Here is an 18,540-nt window from a genome sequence, read left to right on the forward strand (position 1 = left end):
GACGTCAGTTGAAGACGATTTATATGTGATTATTGACAAGGAGCTCAGATGTTTTTGTTAGGGCTAAATAAAGTTATCTTTTTACTGTGCAAAAACAAAACTAACATAAAATCATTAAGTGTAAAAAGTAAATATTAAGATTTAGACAAATAGACTATGTGATATGGGTCGGAGTTTACTGTTCAAGGTGATTTGTCCTGAGCTATAAAAGCACTGAGAGCAGCTTGGGTCGCAATACCTACTAAAGTTAAAGCTGCTATGGGTGGAATCGGCGGTTTTGAAATAATTCTTAATATCATTGGCAATTTTACTGGTGCAGTTGAAGATGCGTGCTATGCGGGTGCTCTAAAAGTAACTGGCAACCCGGCAGCAACTTTGTGGATTACTAAAACTCTTATGCTTTTCCTTTAAACGGGGCTATTGTTGGTGTTTAACAAATTTATCCTGTGTTAAGCTTTAAAGTGATTATTTTCTAAAGTGTTTAAGATCGGAGGTAACTATGGAAGATAAAAGTAATGCTGAACCGAGCCCAAAAGCTATAAGAATTCTAACTTACATCATTCCTATAATTTTAATAGGGCTTATCCTTGTCCTTAAGAATATTAACACCGCCGCAGCGGAAATTTCATTTTATATTGTTGCTGTCGGTGTAGTTCTCTTAGTGGTTTTCAGTTTAATCAAAAATAGAAAAAAATGCAGGAAGAACTAAATATAAGGGGGCTAATTACTAGTCCCCCTTGACTAACTTGCGGATAGTATAACCCGCCAAATTCCAATTTTATTTAAATTCTTCACAAATAGCATGAGATTTTTCAGGAATCGTTTTCTCCATTATTTCACTATTAATGCAGTCAATTGACGATATAGACGGTTACACCAAACACAGGATACTACATCGCCAACCCCAATTACTACCCATAAACGTTGTTATTACATCACACGCTTAAACATTTTCTCCATCTCATACGTACTGTGATGGATAATGATCGGCCGGCCGTGCGGGCATGTGAACGGGTCTGTCGTTCGGCGCAGGTCGTCCAAGAGCGCTTTGATTTCGTCGTTGCGCAAATGGCGGTTCGCTTTGATTGAGCCTTTGCAGCTCATCATAATGGCCGCTTCCTCCCGCAGTTTTTTAATATCGATCTGTTTGGCGTCAAGCACCTGCTGAATGATTTCTTCAATCAGTTCAGCTTCTTCCCCTTTTGGAAACCAGGCCGGATGGCAGCGGACGATGTAGCTGTTCGTGCCGAATGCTTCTAAAAATACTCCGACGCTTTCAAGCTCATGCTGATGCTGGTCAATGATCAGCGCTTCATTTGCCGCATAATGAAAGGTGAGCGGCACGATCATATCCTGTACTTCAGGCTCGACCTGCCCGACTTTCTCCCGGAAATATTCGTATTTAATCCGTTCTTGCGCCGCATGCTGGTCAATGATATACAAGCCGTTTTCGTTTTGGGCTAAAATATATGTCCCGTGCATTTGGCCGATCGGATACATCACCGGAACTCTTTCTTCCCGTATTTCTTCAGAGTCAGCCTCCACTTCAGGCTCCGGAATATCGGAAACAGGCGCTTCCGTTACCGGCATGCCGATCTTCGGCGGCACTCCGTGACCTGCTTCATCGGTCAGGGACTCTTCTTCTATGACCGGCTCAGGCTCTTTTACGACCGAACTCAGCTTCATCGGTGAGTAAGACGGCTCAGGCGTTTTTTCAGGAAGTTTCCGCTCAGGCGCGCTTTCCTCGAATGTCATAAATTGCTGTTCGTTTTTGGCCGGTGCCGGCGCTGATTTTTTCGGTAGCTGGGCGCTCGGAATAAGCCGTTGCTTTTGAAACACTTCCTTTATCCCGTCACGGATCAGCTCATGCAGCTCCGTCTCTTTGCTGAGGCGGACTTCAAGCTTCGACGGATGGACATTGACATCGACCAAAATCGGGTCCATCGTAATTTCGATAAACGTAATCGGATGGCGGCCGATCGGGAGAAGTGTGTGATAGCCCTCATGCACCGCTTTTACAAGCGGGAAATTCTTAATGTATCTTCCGTTAATGACAGATGACATGTAGTTTCTGGATGCACGCGTGATTTCCGGAAGCGCAATGTAGCCCTTGACTTCAAAATCAAGCGAGCTGACATGGAGCGGTATCATTTTTTTCGCAACCGCCGTCCCGTAAATTGCGGCCAGCACATGGCGCACGTCCCCGTTACCGTTTGTCTGCAGCAGATTTTTCCCTTGATGGCGGAGACGGATGGATACTTCCGGATGCGCAAGAGCAATCCGGTTGACGACATCCGTAATATTGCCGAGCTCCGTATGCACGGTTTTCATATATTTCAATCTGGCGGGTGTATTGAAAAACAGGTTGGTAACGATAATCTCTGTTCCTTTTCTGCTGGAGGATTTCTGTTCAGAAATGATATTCCCGCCCTGAAGAATGAGATGGGTTCCCGCTCCCTCGCCGATGCTCGTTTTGATTTCCAGATGAGAAACAGACGCGATACTTGGCAAAGCTTCTCCGCGGAAACCGAGTGTTCTCACCCGGAACAGGTCGTTTTCATCTTTGATTTTGCTGGTCGCGTGGCGGCGGAAAGCCCGCTTGCAATCATCGGTTTCCATACCTTCGCCGTTATCGAGCACCCGAATCGACGAAAGCCCCGCTTCCTCTATGTCGATTTCAATGACTGTGCTGTTTGCGTCGATGGCGTTTTCCACCAATTCTTTAACGACTGAGGCAGGCCGTTCGACCACCTCACCGGCCGCAATTTTATTTGAGAGTTCATCTGACAGCTGGATGACTTTTGCCAAGTCCGTCACCTCTTTCTATTTTAATTTTTTTGCAGCTTGTACATTTCATTCATCGCCTCAAGCGGCGTCATATCGAGAATATTGATTGACTTAAAAGCTTCAAGCACTTGTTTTTCTTTATTAGAAACAGCCGGTGCCTTCTGTTCTTTTTCACCGTCAGCAAAAAAGGACAGCTGTGCCGGTTCTTCTTTGACGGCGGGCTTTTTCTCAGGTGCCGCCGGAAGCTCCGGTTTATCTCCCATCTGCTCAAGCTGTTTTAAAATCTCCTGCGCGCGGCTGATCAGATCATCCGGGAGCTCGGCAAGCTGGGCGACATGAATGCCGTAACTTTTATCTGCGGCTCCTTCTTTGATTTGATGGAGAAACACGACCGTTCCGTTATATTCCTCTGCGCGCACATGAACGTTTTTCAGCTGAGGAAGCTTATCTTCAAGCACCGTCAGCTCATGATAATGCGTGCTGAACAGTGTTTTAGCGCCGATATGATCGTGAACATATTCAATAATCGCCTGTGCCAGCGCCATTCCGTCGTACGTTGATGTCCCGCGGCCGATTTCATCAAACAGGATCAGGCTGTCTTTTGTGGCGTTCACAATCGCGTTTTTCGCTTCCAGCATTTCCACCATAAAGGTGCTTTGTCCGGAAATCAAATCATCCGCCGCCCCGATTCTCGTGAAGATTTGATCAAAAATCGGCAGAACCGCTTCTTTTGCGGGCACAAAACAGCCGATCTGAGCCATGATCGATAGAAGTGCGATCTGTCTCATGTACGTGCTTTTACCTGACATATTCGGACCCGTAATCAGGAGCATTTCCCGCGAATCGCCCATCAGGCAGTTGTTCGGGACGTATTCTTGACTATCCATCACCTTTTCAACGACGGGGTGTCTCCCTTCAATGACTTTTACTTCATTATCAGAAAAGACGGGCTTTGTGTAATGCCTGTTTTCACTGATCGTAGCAAAGCATTGCAGTGCGTCCAGCTCACTCATTTGTTTGGCAAGACGCTGCAAGCGCGGAATAAATTGTTTCACCTTTTCACGCAGTCCGGCAAAAAGCTCATATTCCAGCTCGCAGATGTTGTTTTCCGCTTCTAAAATAAGCGCTTCTTTTTCCTTCAATTCCGGCGTAATGTACCGTTCGGCGTTTGTGAGGGTCTGCTTCCGCTCATACCGTCCGTCTTCAAGCAGATGAAGGTTTGCTTTTGTGACTTCAATATAATAGCCGAACACTTTATTGAAACCGACCTTTAATGAACGGATGCCCGTATAAGCGCGTTCCTGCTGCTCCAGTCTGGCAATCCAGTCTTTACCGTTTTTGCTGGCGTCACGGTACTCATCGAGCTTCTGATGATAGCCGTCTTTAATTAAGTTGCCTTCTTTTAACGATAACGGCGGGTTTTCATGGAGAGCTTCTTCTAACAGGTCAAGCAAATCTCCGCACGGATCAATCAAGCCGGCGCGTTCTTTTGCTTTTTTATGGTTAAGAGACCCTACAAGCTCTTTAATGCTCGGCACTTGTTTTAAAGATTCTTTCAGCTGGATTAAATCTCTTGCGTTGACGTTTCCGAATGCGACCCGGCCCGCCAGACGTTCTAAATCGTATACTTCCTTCAGGCGCTCGCGCAGATCTTCACGCTCAAACAGATGATTGATCAGCGTCTCGACCATTTCCTGGCGTTCTTCGATTTGGGATGCCCTGATCAGCGGACGGTCAATCCATTGTTTGAGAAGCCGGCCGCCCATCGCTGTTTTCGTCTCGTCTAAAAGCCAAAGCAATGACCCTTTTTTGCTTTTCGAACGGATCGTTTCCGTCAGCTCAAGATTCCGTTTTGAATACAGGTCAATTTTCATCGCTTCTTCCAATTCATATACTTGAACCGGCTGCAGATGATCCAGGCTCCGTTTTTGCGTTTTCTGCAAATACGTATATAAACGCATAAACGTCTCTGTCAGCTCTTCACCCGGCAAGTGCTTTGCGATTTCAATGCGTTCTGTTATTTCCCCGTCTTCGATCGAAATCGTTGCGCTGCACCGTTCTTTCAGCTGAGCAGCTGTATGTTCGTTAAACTTGCTTGATACGACAATTTCCTTTGCGCCGACTGAGTAAATTTCTGACATGACATCTTCAATCCGCTCAATAAATACGGCCAGGTTTTCTCCGGTCGTTAAGTCCGATAAAGCGAGACCGTATCCGTTACGAAATTCGGAAACGGAAGCGATAAAGTTGTTTTCCGACTCATGGATGCCTTTTCCATCCATCACGGTTCCCGGGGTGATCAGCTGGACGACTTCTCTTTTTACAACGCCTTTAGCCGCCTTCGGATCTTCCGTCTGCTCACAGATCGCCACTTTATAGCCCTTTTTAATCAGCTGTTCAATATAAGCCGCCGCGGAATGATACGGCACGCCGCACATCGGAATTTTATCAGCCGAACCTCCGTCTCTGCTTGTCAGTGTAATTTCAAGCTCTTGCGACGCTTTTTTGCATCTTCAAAAAACATTTCATAAAAGTCACCAAGCCGAAAAATAAAAAGGCATCTTGGTGCTCTGCCTTTATCTTCAAGTATTGCTGTATCATAGGCGTGTAACTAGCCATCATTTAATCCCTCACTATGTATCTTCTCTTATCCGAATCCCATTATAACATAAACAAAAGAGTGATATCTTTATATATAAAAAAGAGACTTGGGGTGTTAAACTCCCCTAGCCTCAACTTATTCTTCAGGATCTCCGACTAAAAATTCAGGGTTAATGTCCTCTAATTCTTCATCAAGATCGTCTTCCCAATCATCATCATCGTCTTCTTCCCAGTCAGGATTGACTTCGACGACGACTTTCGTTTCACCGACCACTTCTGCTAAAAATTCTCTCTCTGCCTGAACCACGATTTTATTTCCGTTAGGAGAAATGGTGACTTCAAGACAATTCGGCTGCTGCAGCACTTTGGCAATGACTTCGTGTTCGTCATCTAAGTAATTTGTGTCTCTGTATCTGAGTTTAATCACATCGACATACTTTACTCTCTCGGTTACAACTTCCGTTTTTGTATTATCGGCGTAAGAGTACCAGACGTTTATATCATAATACCCTTCAATTTCTACAGTCTTCCCGATCTTTTCGGCATCGTACTTGTGGTTGATAATCCAGCCGCCCAATATACTTGACGGTTTTTCTCCAGGCGAGATCGTGTTGGTGCATTGGGTGAATTTTCTTCCTTTCGCAACTACCGCTTTCGTAATAATTTCCCTGTATTCAGACATTCCGGCAGGCCTCCTTGTTCTTCTTCGTGTTATCTTATGCTGGGCATTTGTCTCATGTGCATTTTTATAATAAAAATATAAAAATACAAAGTTTCTGTTTCATTGTATGCAGCCCTGCCCAGAAACTTTACTTTTAAGTATGATAAAACTTTCCAGTAAAAATAGGACAAAACGTTGATGAGATGAAAATTTAGTACATATTACAATTAGTTCTCAAACAGCAAAAAAACACGGGCCGATGAAGGCCCCGTGTTTAAATAGAACAGCTGTTATTCGAATGTTTTACTTTTGAACCGGTTTCTCCCGTCAGCAGGTTGCCTCCGGTAGATGTAATAATTTCGTTTGTCACCTGATTTGAGATCGTATGTGCGACAAGCTGAAGAAGGTCATTGACCTCAATCTGGGAATCTCTGAATTCCTGAATGATCGGAATCCCTTCAAGCTCTTCCTGCAGGGCGTCAATTTTACTTTCCACTTGTTTCAGCGCTTCAAGCTTTTCGTAGTGCTTCAGGTTAACGGCTTGCTTTTGCAGGGTTTTAATCTGATTAATAATCGCAGAGACTTTTTCATTTTCGTTAATCTGCGCCTCGGCGCGTTTGAAAAAATCAACTTCTTCTGTTTCAGAAATCATTTTCGCAAGGTTCCTAGCCTGCTGTACAATGTCTTTCTTTGAGTAAAGCGTCATTATTATTTCACCTCGATTGCTTCTCCTGCCATCACACCGTCAAGCGACCATGTTTTCGCCTGTTCGATTTTGACGCGTACAATCTTGCCGATGGCGTCTTTCGGCCCTTTGAAGTTGACGAGCTTGCTTTTTTCCGTATAGCCGGCAAGAATGTCAGGGTTATTTTTGCTTTCTCCCTCAACTAATACTTCGACAGTCCTGCCTTCATATTCCTTCATTTTTTTGGCTGAAATTTCTTTCACCAAATCATTGAGGCGCTGAAGACGTTCTTTCTTGACCCTCATCGGAACATTGTCTTTCATCTTCGCTGCCGGCGTGCCTTCACGAGGAGAGTAAATAAACGTATATGCGCTGTCAAATTCCACTTCGCGATATAACGAAAGCGTTTCTTCAAATTGTTCATCGGTTTCATTCGGAAAACCGACAATAATATCGGTCGTCAGTGAAGCGTTTGGCATCGCCGCTTTAATTTTTCCGACAAGCTCCAGATAGCGTTCTCTGTCATATTTGCGCGCCATCATTTTTAACATCGCTGAGCTTCCTGATTGAACCGGAAGATGGATATGGTCAAGAAGGTTGCCGCCTTTGGCGAGCACTTCGATCAGATGATCATCAAAGTCACGCGGATGACTCGTCGTGAATCGGATTCTCGGAATATCAATTTTACGCAGTTCGTCCATTAAATCACCGAGACCGTACGTCATATCCTCAAAATCTTTTCCGTACGCATTCACGTTTTGACCGAGCAGCGTGATTTCTTTATAGCCTTCGCTTGCAAGTCTTCTGACTTCCTGGATAATTTCCTCAGGACGGCGGCTTCGTTCTTTTCCGCGGGTATACGGTACGATGCAGTATGTGCAGAACTTGTCACAGCCGTACATAATGTTGACCCAGCCTTTAATTTTTCCGTTGCGGACTTTCGGAAGGTTTTCAATGACATCCCCTTCCTTCGACCACACTTCAATGACCATCTCTTTTGATAAATATGCCTCTGATAACAGTTCCGGCAGACGGTGAATGTTGTGCGTGCCGAAAATCATATCGACAAACGGGTGCTTCTTAAGGATGCGGTTTACGACTGATTCTTCCTGTGACATGCAGCCGCAGACGCCGAGAATCAAGTCCGGGTTATTTTTTTGAGCGCCTTTAAATGGCCGAGCTCGCCGAACACTTTGTTTTCAGCATTTTCCCGGATAGCGCAAGTGTTTAATAAAATAACGTTCGCGTCATCAACCGAATTTGTCGCTTCATAACCGAGCGCCATAAAAATACCCGCCATGACTTCCGTATCATGCTCGTTCATTTGGCATCCGTACGTGCGGATATAAAATTTCCTGCCTTCACCGAGGCCTTTAAATTCTTCTGAGATTTTAAAATCGTTATGATATTGAACGGATTCTTTGCCCCGTTTTTCGCATCTTTTAAAGAAGGCGGAATATATACGGCTTCAAAATACTTGCTGTAATCCTTTTCGAATGTTTTGTCCGCCGGATTCACTTGTCCGCTTTCCTGCTTTTGCTTTTCATTCATGTTCGAATGTCTCCTTTCAACCGAAACTTCCACCCTCAAGTATACTGGTTAAAAGCGTTTGGCACAACCGCCAGCCTATTATTGTACACCTTATTGAGAATAAGAATCAATAAGAAATAAAAAGAGGGAATCATTTCCCCCTTACACAAGCTGCAGCTCTTTTGCGGCTGAACGGATTACTTCCAGGGCCCGGTCAAGCTCCTCTTTTGTATGCTCCGCCGTAATAATGGTGCGGATTCTCGCTTTTCCTTGGGCGACCGTCGGATACACGATGCTTTGTGCAAAGACGCCGCGGGTCAATAAAAGGTCTGATAATGCCTGGGCTTTTTCTTCCTCCCCTATTAATATCGGCACGATCGGTGTTTCGCTTTTTGTGAGGGTCAGCCCCATTTGAACCAGTTTGTCTTTGAAATACGCCGTGTTCTCCCATAGCTTTTCCATATGCTCAGGCTCTTCCAGCAGGACGTCAATGGCTTCTATGCATGCGGCCGTTACCGCAGGCGGATGAGAAGTGCTGAATAAGAAAGGACGCCCTTTATGGCGCAGGTAATCGATCAGAACCTGCGACCCTGCGGCGTAACCGCCAAGCACTCCGATGGCTTTGCTTAATGTGCCCACCTGTATGTGGACTCTTCCGTCAAGCCCGAAGTGATTAACCGTTCCCCTACCGTTTTTTCCGAGTACGCCGGAAGCATGCGCGTCGTCGACCATCACAAAGGCATCATACGCCTCTGCAAGTTTGACGATGTCAGGCAAAGGAGCGATGTTGCCGTCCATTGAGAATACGCCGTCGGTGACGATCAGGCGCATGCGGTAATTCATTGATTTTTTCAGCACCCTTTCCAAATCGTCCATATCAACATGGCGGTACACCTTTTTATCTGCTTTCGTCAGCCTGATCCCGTCAATAATGGAAGCATGGTTCAGTTCGTCAGAGATCACGATATCTTCTTTTGTAAGAATGCTTGATAAAACGCCCTGATTCGTTGTGAACCCCGATTGAAAAACAAGTGCCGCTTCTGTTTTTTAAAGTTTGCCAATTTTTTCTCCAGCTCATTGTGCATGGTGAATGTTCCGGCGATTGTCCGGACGGACCCCGTACCCGCTCCGAATTCTTCCGCGGCGCGTTTGGCCGCTTCGACAAGCCTTGGATGCGACGTCAAACCGAGATAATTGTTCGATGAAAGCTGTATCACGTTTTCCCCTTTGACTTCCACCGACGGACCCTGCTTCGTTTCAATTTGTTTCATTTGCTGCCATGTTTTATTTTCTTTCATTTTATCAAGCTCGGCTTTTAGAAATTCAAATTCTTTCATTATAGAACCCTCCCCTTATGGAATCAAAATGACTTTGCCGCACTGGCCCTTTCTCATCAGGTCAAACCCTTTTTCAAAGTCTTCAAGCGGAAACTGATGCGTGATCACCGGCGTCAGATCAACAAGGCCGAATTCAAGCATGTGCGATACCTGCCGCCATGTTTCAAACATTTTTCTGCCTGTGATGCCTTGGACGGTAAGTCCTTTAAACACCACGTCATTTGTCAGGTCAACCGTCACCGGACGTTCCGGCAGACTCAGCATATGGAACCTTCCCCCGTTGGCCGCCATCTTTAATCCTTGTGCGATAGCTGCCGGGTGGCCTGACATTTCGCAGACAAGATCGATCCCTTCTCCGCCTGTTAAGGTGTCGATCACCTCAAGCGGATCTTCCTTATCAGCTGAAATGGTGATCGCAGCTCCCAATTTCTTCGCAAGAGCCAGCCTGTAATCATTTTTATCAATCGCCGCAATACGGGATGCACCGGCCGCTTTAGCCACTGCCACCGCCATCAGCCCGATCGGTCCGCAGCCGATAATTGCAGCGGAACCGCCCGCAAGCTGGCTGCTTTCCAGCACCGTATGCACCGCGTTGCCAAGCGGCTCTTGAACAGAAGCGACGGCGGGGTCCATATCAGCGGGATTTTTCCAAACATTTCGAGCCGGTACTTTGACATATTCAGCGAAGGAACCCGCTGTATCTACGCCGAGGATCTTTGTATGGGTGCACACATGATGTTTTCCTGTTAAACAAGGGACACAAGTACCGCAGACGAAGTGGGTTTCAGCCGAAACGTAGTCACCTATTTTGACATTTGTGACGTGCTTGCCCGTTTCCGCTATGATACCGCTGAATTCATGTCCGAATACTTGAGGTGTTTTGATTCGTTTCTGCGCCCATTGATCCCAATTATAAATATGCACATCTGTACCGCATATAGATGCGGCCTGTACTTTAATGAGAACTTCATTCTCATTAATGGAAGGTATGGGAATTTCTTTCAGAGTTGCTCCGAAAGCGTTTTCATTTTTGACGATAGCTTTCATCTTTCCTCCCAACATGTACACTCCTCCTCGAAAAAACACTGTAATAACTGGATTGTAACATGAGATAAAAAGGAGGTAAACACCAGTGTCCACTCCGAGAAAACAACTGCTTCCGTCCGAAAAAATGGGCGGGATTTTTTTTGAATATTATATGAATAAAGCCATTTATCATCTCTTCGTACTATCAATATAATATTGTGAGAAAATATGACAACAATAAAAACAACCCGCTCGCCTTACGCAAGCAGGTTGAGAATGTCATGTTTTTGTTTTTAACGGGGTTCGACGATTAACTTAATCGCCGTTCTTTCTTCTCCGTCAATCTGTATATCTGTAAAAGCCGGAATACAAATCAAATCTACGCCGCTTGGCGCGACAAAGCCTCTGGCAATCGCAACCGCTTTAACAGCCTGGTTTAAGGCGCCCGCCCCAATTGCTTGAATTTCGGCGGCTCCGCGTTCCCTCAATACACCGGCAAGCGCGCCTGCTACTGAATTTGGACTTGATTTTGCTGAAACTTTTAAGATTTCCATTTCTGCTCCCCCTTAGTTTTACAATGGATAAGTGAGTGTTCATTAGAACAATCATTATTAGATGTTGCTATCCAAAAAGCCATCCCCACAATGCTTTTCAAAAATAGCGGGCTACCTTCCATTTCTACTATATTCACTAAGAAGTTGCTATATTCCTGCTTTTCCTTTTAATATTTTTATAAAATAAACACATGATCACCTATTCAAAGAACATATGGTCATCATTGATTAATATCCGTTCGATATTTACGGCCTTTTTCGTTTGATCGTCGATGTCAATGAGCACTCCGCTCAGCGTAGTTTTACCTTCCGCCACCGTAAACCGGACGGGAAGATTGGTTTTAAACCGCTTGATGACCGTTTCTCTGTCCATACCGAGAATTCCGTCGTACGGACCCGTCATGCCTACATCAGTAATATATGCCGTTCCTTTCGGCAAAATGCGGTTATCTGCCGTTTGCACGTGTGTATGGGTGCCTACCACGGCAGAGGCTCTTCCGTCTGTGTACCAGCCGATCGCAATTTTTTCGCTTGTCGCTTCGGCGTGAAAATCAATAAAAATGTACGGCGTGCGCTTTTTCGCTTCTTCTATTAATTCATCCGCTTTAGCAAACGGATCATCAAGCGGCGGAAGAAACGTCCGCCCCTGTAAATTAATGACGGCAAGCTCTTTTCCGTTCGATTTAATATAAGTAATGCCTTTGCCCGGCGTACCTTCCGGGAAATTCGCCGGCCGGACAAGATGCGGCACATCATCAATAAAGTCGAAGATCTCTCTTTTATCCCACGTATGGTTTCCCATTGTAATGGCATCTGCTCCCGCTTCCATCAGGCTGTGGTAGATCTTTTCTGTCAGTCCTTTTCCATGTGCTGCATTTTCTCCGTTAATAATTGTAAAATGCGGTTTATGTTTCGCTTTCAGTTTCGGGACATATTCTTTTACCATGTCGCGGCCAGGGGAACCGACAACATCTCCGATAAATAAAATTCTCATACATTCCATTCCTTCCTTTTCAGGGACTCAAAAAATAAAGTGATGCGCTAAGCATCACTTTATTTTGCATACTCTACGGCTCGAGTTTCTCTGATTACGGTCACTTTAATGTGGCCCGGATAATCAAGCTCGTCCTCAATTCGTTTACGGATATCACGTGCCAAACGATGGGCTTCTAAATCATTAATGGAGTCCGGCTTCACCATGATGCGAACTTCACGGCCGGCCTGAATCGCAAATGATTTTTCAACACCTTCGTAAGACTCGGAGATTTCTTCAAGCTTTTCAAGTCTGCGGATATAGTTTTCGAGCGTTTCACTTCTCGCGCCCGGTCTTGCGGCTGACAGTGCATCAGCGGCAGCGACCAGAACGGCGATAATGGAAGTCGGCTCTTCGTCTCCGTGGTGTGACGCAATACTGTTAATGACGACTGGATGCTCTTTATATTTGGTCGCAAGCTCCACTCCGATTTCCACGTGGCTTCCTTCCACTTCATGGTCAATTGCTTTTCCGATGTCATGCAGAAGACCGGCCCGCTTGGCAAGCTTTGCATCTTCTCCAAGCTCGGAAGCCATTAAACCTGCTAAAAACGCAACTTCCATTGAATGTTTCAGTACGTTCTGCCCGTAGCTTGTACGGAATTTCAACCGGCCGAGGATCTTGATCAGATCCGGGTGGAGTCCGTGAACGCCGACTTCAAACGTCGTCTGCTCACCCATTTCCCGGATATAGTCATCTACCTCACGGCGGGATTTTTCAACCATTTCTTCAATGCGCGCCGGGTGAATACGGCCATCCTGAACGAGTTTATCAAGAGCGATTCTTGCCGTCTCCCGTCTGATCGGATCAAATCCGGAAAGAATGACTGCTTCAGGTGTGTCATCAATAATCAGGTCAATACCTGTAAGCGTTTCAAGCGTACGAATGTTACGCCCTTCACGGCCGATGATACGTCCTTTCATCTCATCATTCGGAAGATTGACGACCGATACCGTCGTTTCGGCAACATGATCTGCTGCACAGCGCTGCAAAGCAAGCGACAGAATGTTTTTCGCCTTTTTATCTGCCTCTTCTTTCGCACGGTTTTCGGTTTCTTTTGTCATGATGGCGATGTCATGTGAAAGCTCATTTTCAACCCGGTCAAGAATGATTTGTTTCGCTTCATCCCGTGTCAGGCTCGAAATGCGTTCGAGTTCTGACTGCTGCATACGAATCATCTCATCCACTTTGCTTTCCATCTCTTCAATATGTTGTTGTCGTTCATTCAGAGAATGATCTTTCTTCTCCAACATCGCTTCCCGTTTATCAATTCCTTCGTGTTTACGGTCAAGATTTTCTTCTTTTTGAAGTAAACGGTTTTCTTGTTTTTGAAGCTCATTTCGTCTTTCACGAACTTCCTGTTCAGCATCTATTCGAAGTGTATGGATTTCGTCCTTTGCTTCAAGCAGAGCTTCTTTTTTCAGTGCTTCAGCATCACGCTTTGCATCTTCAAGGATTTGCTCGGCAGCACCGCGTGCGCCCGCAATCTTTGCTTCGGCAATGGTTTTACGAACATAGTAGCCAACAACTAAACCGAGCAGAGTCAGCAAAATGGAGATGAGAACCGTCATTGGGGTCATACTTTCACCTCCTCTTGCTATGAACTTGGTTTTTGCTTAAATAAGTGCCGGCATGTACATTGTCTGATTTTCTCAACATACAGAACCTTCACAGGGAATGAGTCTCTCATGCCCTTGTCAAGTTTAAATGGTTTAACAATCATGTTAAAAAAACAAATGTTACAACTTCATTGTAATTGTGTCGGAAATACTTGTCAAGCTTGCCAGCTTAACGATTCGCCTTCAGCTCGGATCTTCGCCCACGTATATATCATACCATACCTTCATCCGCTTTTCGTGAATGACGGCTCTGTCAGTCCGCCTGGTTAAGCAGTTGGTAAATTCTATTGTTTACCTGTCCTAATTTGGCGTTATTCTGAATGTTTGACAGTAATATGACATATTTGCTTGCCGAATGGCTGAAGCTGTTCAAAATGTTGTAACCGGGCATAACACCGTGATTGGAATAGCTTCCCGGATCAATGTAAAACCCCATGCCGTAAGCGGCACTGCTTCCTGCTGTAAACATTTTTGTGAAGCTTTCTTTTGAAAGGAGCGTGCCATTTACGATCGCTTTATCAAATTTATAGAGATCTTCAGCGCTCATATACATGTCGCCCGCCCCGTACAGCTGCGATAAGTCCAGAAGGTGCGGCGTTACAAGACTGCCGCTCTCATCGACTTTGTAGCCGACGGCAGGATATTTGGCTTTGACAAATGTTTTGTAAAATCCGGCATGCTTCATTCCGGCCGGTTTGAACACGTGTTCTTTTATATATTGTTCATAAGACTCCCCGCTGACTTGAGATACGATATAAGCAAGCACTGAATAGTTGGAATCCCTGTAATCCCAAACCCCGGGCTGCCGTTTAATTCCGCGGTATTCTATATCCTTGATTAAATCAATTGGAGAAATCGGTCCCTGTCCCTCAATATGCCCGTTTATGCCGGACGTATGATTGAGCAGGTTTTTCAATGTGATGCGCGTGCCGTTAGGAAAATTCGGCAAGTATGTACTGACGGGGTCACTCGTCTGCAGCAGCCCTTTTTCTTCAAGCTGCAGGACAGCCGTCGCGATTAACGCTTTTTGTGAAGAACCGATATAATATGATGTCTCCGGATTGTTTTTAATTTTTGTTTTCGGTCCGCATAGCCAAAGCCTTTTTTCAGCACAACTTTTCCATCTTTTACGATCATTGCCGTGCCGCTGAACCCGATCTGTTGCAAGTAATTGCTGATCTGTTTATTGTGATCGATTGATTTAGGTGTTTTCTCTTTTTGCGTCTTTTCTTTTTCTGTTGAGTCTGGTCTTTTGAAGTATCAGATTGAGCGGCGGGAGCGTTTTTAACGGATTCCTTCTCCCGGTGATGCGCCGTGACGGTCCAGATCATAATAAAAACAGTGACAAGCAGCAGAAAAAGAAACAGCCCTCCCGTTTTCATCAGCTTCTTCTTTCTTTTTTGTTAATTCTTGTGCGGCGGGGGCTCGTCATCTTTTTTCCTCCTCAGATATAATTTCAACTTTCGCCATGATGTTAGACGAGTGAAGGGTGAAAAAAGTTGTAACATTTCAGATAAAATTTTCCGAAACAGCCAGTGTTTTTTTAAACACACAAAAAAAGAGCGGAAATTGCTTATTCCGCCCTTTTGATCGTGCTTTTATTCTTCAAATTCAAGCTCTTCCTGAGTTTCTTCCGATTTTTCCGTAACACCGTTATTGTCCAAACCGTAATGTTCACGGATTTGTTCCTGAATCATCAGCATGATATCTTTATTTTCTTTTAAGAACTGCTTGGCGTTTTCACGGCCCTGACCGAGGCGTTCTTCTTCATAAGAATACCACGAACCGCTTTTTTGCACGATATCCAGTTCAGTTCCAAGGTCGATGATTTCCCCTTCTTTGGAGATTCCTTCACCGTACATAATGTCCACTTCAGCCGTACGGAACGGAGGAGCGACTTTGTTTTTACGACTTTAATTCTCGTTTTATTTCCCATGACGTCGTTGCCCTGCTTTAATTGCTCGGCACGGCGCACTTCAAGGCGCACGGAAGAATAGAATTTCAGCGCGCGGCCGCCCGGTGTCGTCTCCGGATTTCCGAACATAACGCCGACTTTTTCACGAATCTGGTTAATAAAGATTGCGATTGTTTTAGATTTATTGATAGCGCCGGAAAGCTTACGGAGCGCCTGAGACATAAGACGCGCCTGTAAACCGACGTGTGAATCACCCATGTCACCTTCAATTTCAGCTTTTGGAACAAGCGCCGCAACAGAGTCAACGACTACGATATCAACAGCTCCGCTTCGCACCAGCGCTTCAGCAATCTCAAGCGCCTGCTCTCCCGTATCCGGCTGAGAAAGCAGAAGCTCTTCGATATTGACACCGAGCTTTTGCGCGTAAACAGGATCAAGAGCATGCTCAGCATCAATAAATGCGGCCTGTCCGCCTTTTTCCTGAACCTCAGCGATTGCGTGAAGCGCTACAGTCGTTTTACCTGAACTTTCAGGTCCGTATACTTCAATAATCCGTCCGCGCGGGTATCCGCCTATTCCGAGAGCGGTATCAAGTGCAAGGGAGCCGCTTGGCACCGTTGAAATTCTTGTATCCGTTTTTTCTCCGAGCTTCATGATGGAACCTTTGCCGAATTGTTTTTCTATTTGCTTAAGAGCCATATCTAAGGCTGCCTGACGATCACTCATTTATTTTTTCCTCCTTTATCTTGCCACTACATATACTATACCTTGTTTACTGGCATTTGCCAAGAAAAAAGCGAACGCATATTCGGATTTTTTCCGCGTTCGCTTTTCTGCAAAAGAGCATAATTTCCCTTATAAAACTTAAAAATCAGAGAAAACGGCTCTTTAAAACTTTATTTTTGATCCAGCATTTTTAAAATGAGATGGCAGCCGTATTTAGCGGCGCGCTTTCTGATTCCGGTTCTTGAGCCGGCAAAGTGAAATTCGTGCACCTCTTCTTTTCCTTCCGCTGAAATGCCGATAAAGACGCGGCCCGGCGCATGCCCTTCCTGCGGGTCGGGACCCGCAACCCCGGTAAAGCTGATGCCGATATCGCTTCCGGTCAGCTTTCTCACACCGGCTGCAAGCTCTTTCGCACACTCTTTGCTGACCGCTCCGCTTTCTGCGAGCGTCTCAGCTTTCACGCCGAGCACATGCTGTTTCACGCTGTCGGAATAGCAGACAACGCCCCCTGCAAATAGTTGAGACGCACCGCTTAAATCAGTCACCCACTCTGAAAACAGGCCGCCTGTAAAGCTTTCGGCAGAAGAAATCGTGATTTTGTTTTGTCTGCATGCTTTTGAAAGCTCCTTCACCAGGGACGTATCATCATATCCGTAGAAAAATTCACCGACACGTTCTAAAATGGCGGCTTCCGTTTCTTTTAAAAGCCGTTCTGTTTCTTTTTCGTCAGCATGTTTCGCCGTTAAACGCAGCGTAACCTCGCCGTCAGCAGCAAGCGGCGCAATCGTCGGATTCGTCTGCGCGTCAATGATATCTTCTAAATCAGCTTCAAGCTGGGATTCACCGATTCCGAAAAAACGCAGCACGGTTGAAACGATTTTCTCATTAGAACCGAGCTTTTTAAGAAGCAGCGGCTTCGCTTCATTTTCAAACATCGGACGCAGCTCGCTCGGCGGTCCGGGAAGCAGCATATAAAGCCTTGAGCCGTGCTCTGCAAGCATTCCCGGCGCCATGCCGAAATGATTCGCCAAAACGTCCGAGCCCTCAATGACGAGCGCCTGTTTGCGGTTATTCGGCGACATGGTCCGTTTTGTTTTCGCGAAATATTCTTCGATCGACCGGAACGCTTCGTCATTCAGAACGAGCGGGCGCCCCAGTGTGTTTGCAATGGTTTCTTTCGTTAAATCGTCCTTGGTCGGTCCGAGGCCGCCTGAAAAAATAATCAGATCTGAGCGCTCTTCGGCAATGCGGATGACTTGCTTAAGCCGCTCCGGATTGTCACCGACAGCGGTATGGTAAAACACGTTTACACCGATTTCCGCCAGCTCTTTACTGATAAACTGCGCGTTCGTATTGGCGATCTGGCCGAGCAGAAGCTCCGAGCCGACCGCAATGATTTCTGCTTTTTTTGCTATTTCCATCTTTAAGTCCTTCTTCCTTAGTTAGATGTTTTTAACGCATCCCAGTTCTTCGCAAAATAATCCCAGCCGGAAATGACTGTGAAGAGCACGGCCACCCATAAAGCGATATCGCCGAATGGGAAAGAAACGAGCTCAAACGGAAGATTATGCAGCAAAAGCGCGGCAACAGCGATGATCTGGGCCCATGTTTTAATTTTCCCGAGCATATTGGCGGCTACAACTTCCCCCGTTCCCGCCAGCACAAGTCTTAATCCCGTTACGGCAAATTCGCGGCTGATGATGATGATGACCATCCACGCCGGCGCAAGGTCAAATTGCACAAGCGTAATTAATGCCGCGGACACCAGCAGTTTGTCAGCCAGCGGATCTAAAAATTTCCCGAAGTTTGTCACGAGGTTCAGTTTTCTGGCGTAGTAGCCATCCACCCAGTCAGTCGTTGATGCGATAATGAACAAAACAGCTCCCGTAAGATGCGCGACCGGAATCGATTCATCCCCTATATGAACGCTGCCCCAATGAAAAGGAACAAGCATGATAATCATAAATACAGGAATTAAAGCGATTCTTGCCAGTGTGATTTTATTCGGTAAGTTAAACATAAAGCCCCTCCAATAATATGTACTCGGACGTGAAGAAAAAGTCATC

The 18,540-nt window shown here is 45.7% G+C and carries 11 protein-coding genes and 5 pseudogenes; 2 read left to right on the top strand and 14 right to left on the bottom strand.

From position 1 onward, the window contains the following. Positions 1 to 258: 258 nt before the first annotated feature. Together D368_RS19910 and D368_RS03985 are read left to right on the top strand one after the other, a co-directional pair. The gene (locus D368_RS19910) at positions 259 to 411 is read left to right on the top strand and encodes a hypothetical protein (protein ID WP_232484480.1); all 153 of its coding nucleotides are present in this window, start codon (positions 259 to 261) and stop codon (positions 409 to 411) included. 88 nt (positions 412 to 499) lie between these two features. After that, a complete protein-coding gene (locus D368_RS03985) occupies positions 500 to 709 on the top strand; it encodes a hypothetical protein (RefSeq protein WP_071391815.1) in 210 nt (69 codons plus the stop codon). Between the two features lie 221 nt (positions 710 to 930). Here the strand turns inward: D368_RS03985 and mutL are convergent, their stop codons facing one another. From mutL to pgsA, 14 genes and pseudogenes are all read right to left on the bottom strand, one after another. After that, the gene (gene mutL / locus D368_RS03990; RefSeq protein ID WP_038463888.1) at positions 931 to 2,808 is read right to left on the bottom strand and encodes a DNA mismatch repair endonuclease MutL; all 1,878 of its coding nucleotides are present in this window, start codon (positions 2,806 to 2,808) and stop codon (positions 931 to 933) included. A 20-nt stretch (positions 2,809 to 2,828) separates the two neighbouring features. Further along, positions 2,829 to 5,406 (bottom strand): annotated as a pseudogene (mutS, locus tag D368_RS03995) (DNA mismatch repair protein MutS). A gap of 118 nt (positions 5,407 to 5,524) precedes the next feature. After that, the gene (gene cotE / locus D368_RS04000) at positions 5,525 to 6,070 is read right to left on the bottom strand and encodes an outer spore coat protein CotE (RefSeq protein WP_003154111.1); all 546 of its coding nucleotides are present in this window, start codon (positions 6,068 to 6,070) and stop codon (positions 5,525 to 5,527) included. Positions 6,071 to 6,323: 253 nt separating this feature from the next. Further along, entirely contained in the window at positions 6,324 to 6,755 is a 432-nt protein-coding gene (ricA, locus tag D368_RS04005) for a regulatory iron-sulfur-containing complex subunit RicA (RefSeq protein ID WP_003154113.1), read from the bottom strand. 2 nt (positions 6,756 to 6,757) lie between these two features. Next, a pseudogene (miaB, locus tag D368_RS04010) lies at positions 6,758 to 8,285 on the bottom strand (tRNA (N6-isopentenyl adenosine(37)-C2)-methylthiotransferase MiaB). 141 nt (positions 8,286 to 8,426) lie between these two features. Beyond that, positions 8,427 to 9,601 (bottom strand): annotated as a pseudogene (locus D368_RS04015) (glycine C-acetyltransferase). A 15-nt stretch (positions 9,602 to 9,616) separates the two neighbouring features. Next, complete coding sequence (gene tdh / locus D368_RS04020; protein ID WP_015417499.1) at positions 9,617 to 10,663, bottom strand: L-threonine 3-dehydrogenase; 1,047 nt, start codon at positions 10,661 to 10,663, stop codon at positions 9,617 to 9,619. 257 nt (positions 10,664 to 10,920) lie between these two features. Beyond that, on the bottom strand, positions 10,921 to 11,181 hold the full coding sequence (spoVS, locus tag D368_RS04025; RefSeq protein ID WP_003154135.1) for a stage V sporulation protein SpoVS: 261 nt from the start codon (positions 11,179 to 11,181) through the stop codon (positions 10,921 to 10,923). A gap of 199 nt (positions 11,182 to 11,380) precedes the next feature. Further along, the gene (locus tag D368_RS04030) at positions 11,381 to 12,175 is read right to left on the bottom strand and encodes a TIGR00282 family metallophosphoesterase (protein ID WP_003154137.1); all 795 of its coding nucleotides are present in this window, start codon (positions 12,173 to 12,175) and stop codon (positions 11,381 to 11,383) included. Between the two features lie 59 nt (positions 12,176 to 12,234). After that, positions 12,235 to 13,794: a ribonuclease Y gene (gene rny, locus D368_RS04035; protein WP_003154140.1), complete on the bottom strand. Its 1,560-nt coding sequence runs from the start codon at positions 13,792 to 13,794 to the stop codon at positions 12,235 to 12,237. A gap of 292 nt (positions 13,795 to 14,086) precedes the next feature. After that, a pseudogene (locus tag D368_RS04040) lies at positions 14,087 to 15,265 on the bottom strand (serine hydrolase domain-containing protein). 166 nt (positions 15,266 to 15,431) lie between these two features. After that, positions 15,432 to 16,474: pseudogene (gene recA / locus D368_RS04045) on the bottom strand (recombinase RecA). 170 nt (positions 16,475 to 16,644) lie between these two features. After that, positions 16,645 to 17,895: a competence/damage-inducible protein A gene (locus tag D368_RS04050; protein ID WP_043867100.1), complete on the bottom strand. Its 1,251-nt coding sequence runs from the start codon at positions 17,893 to 17,895 to the stop codon at positions 16,645 to 16,647. A gap of 17 nt (positions 17,896 to 17,912) precedes the next feature. Continuing rightward, complete coding sequence (gene pgsA / locus D368_RS04055) at positions 17,913 to 18,494, bottom strand: CDP-diacylglycerol--glycerol-3-phosphate 3-phosphatidyltransferase (protein ID WP_003154147.1); 582 nt, start codon at positions 18,492 to 18,494, stop codon at positions 17,913 to 17,915. Between the last annotated feature and the right edge of the window lie 46 nt (positions 18,495 to 18,540).

The organism is Paenibacillus lentimorbus NRRL B-30488 (assembly GCF_000411595.1).
GTDB classification, from domain to species: Bacteria; Bacillota; Bacilli; order Bacillales; family Bacillaceae; genus Bacillus; species Bacillus velezensis.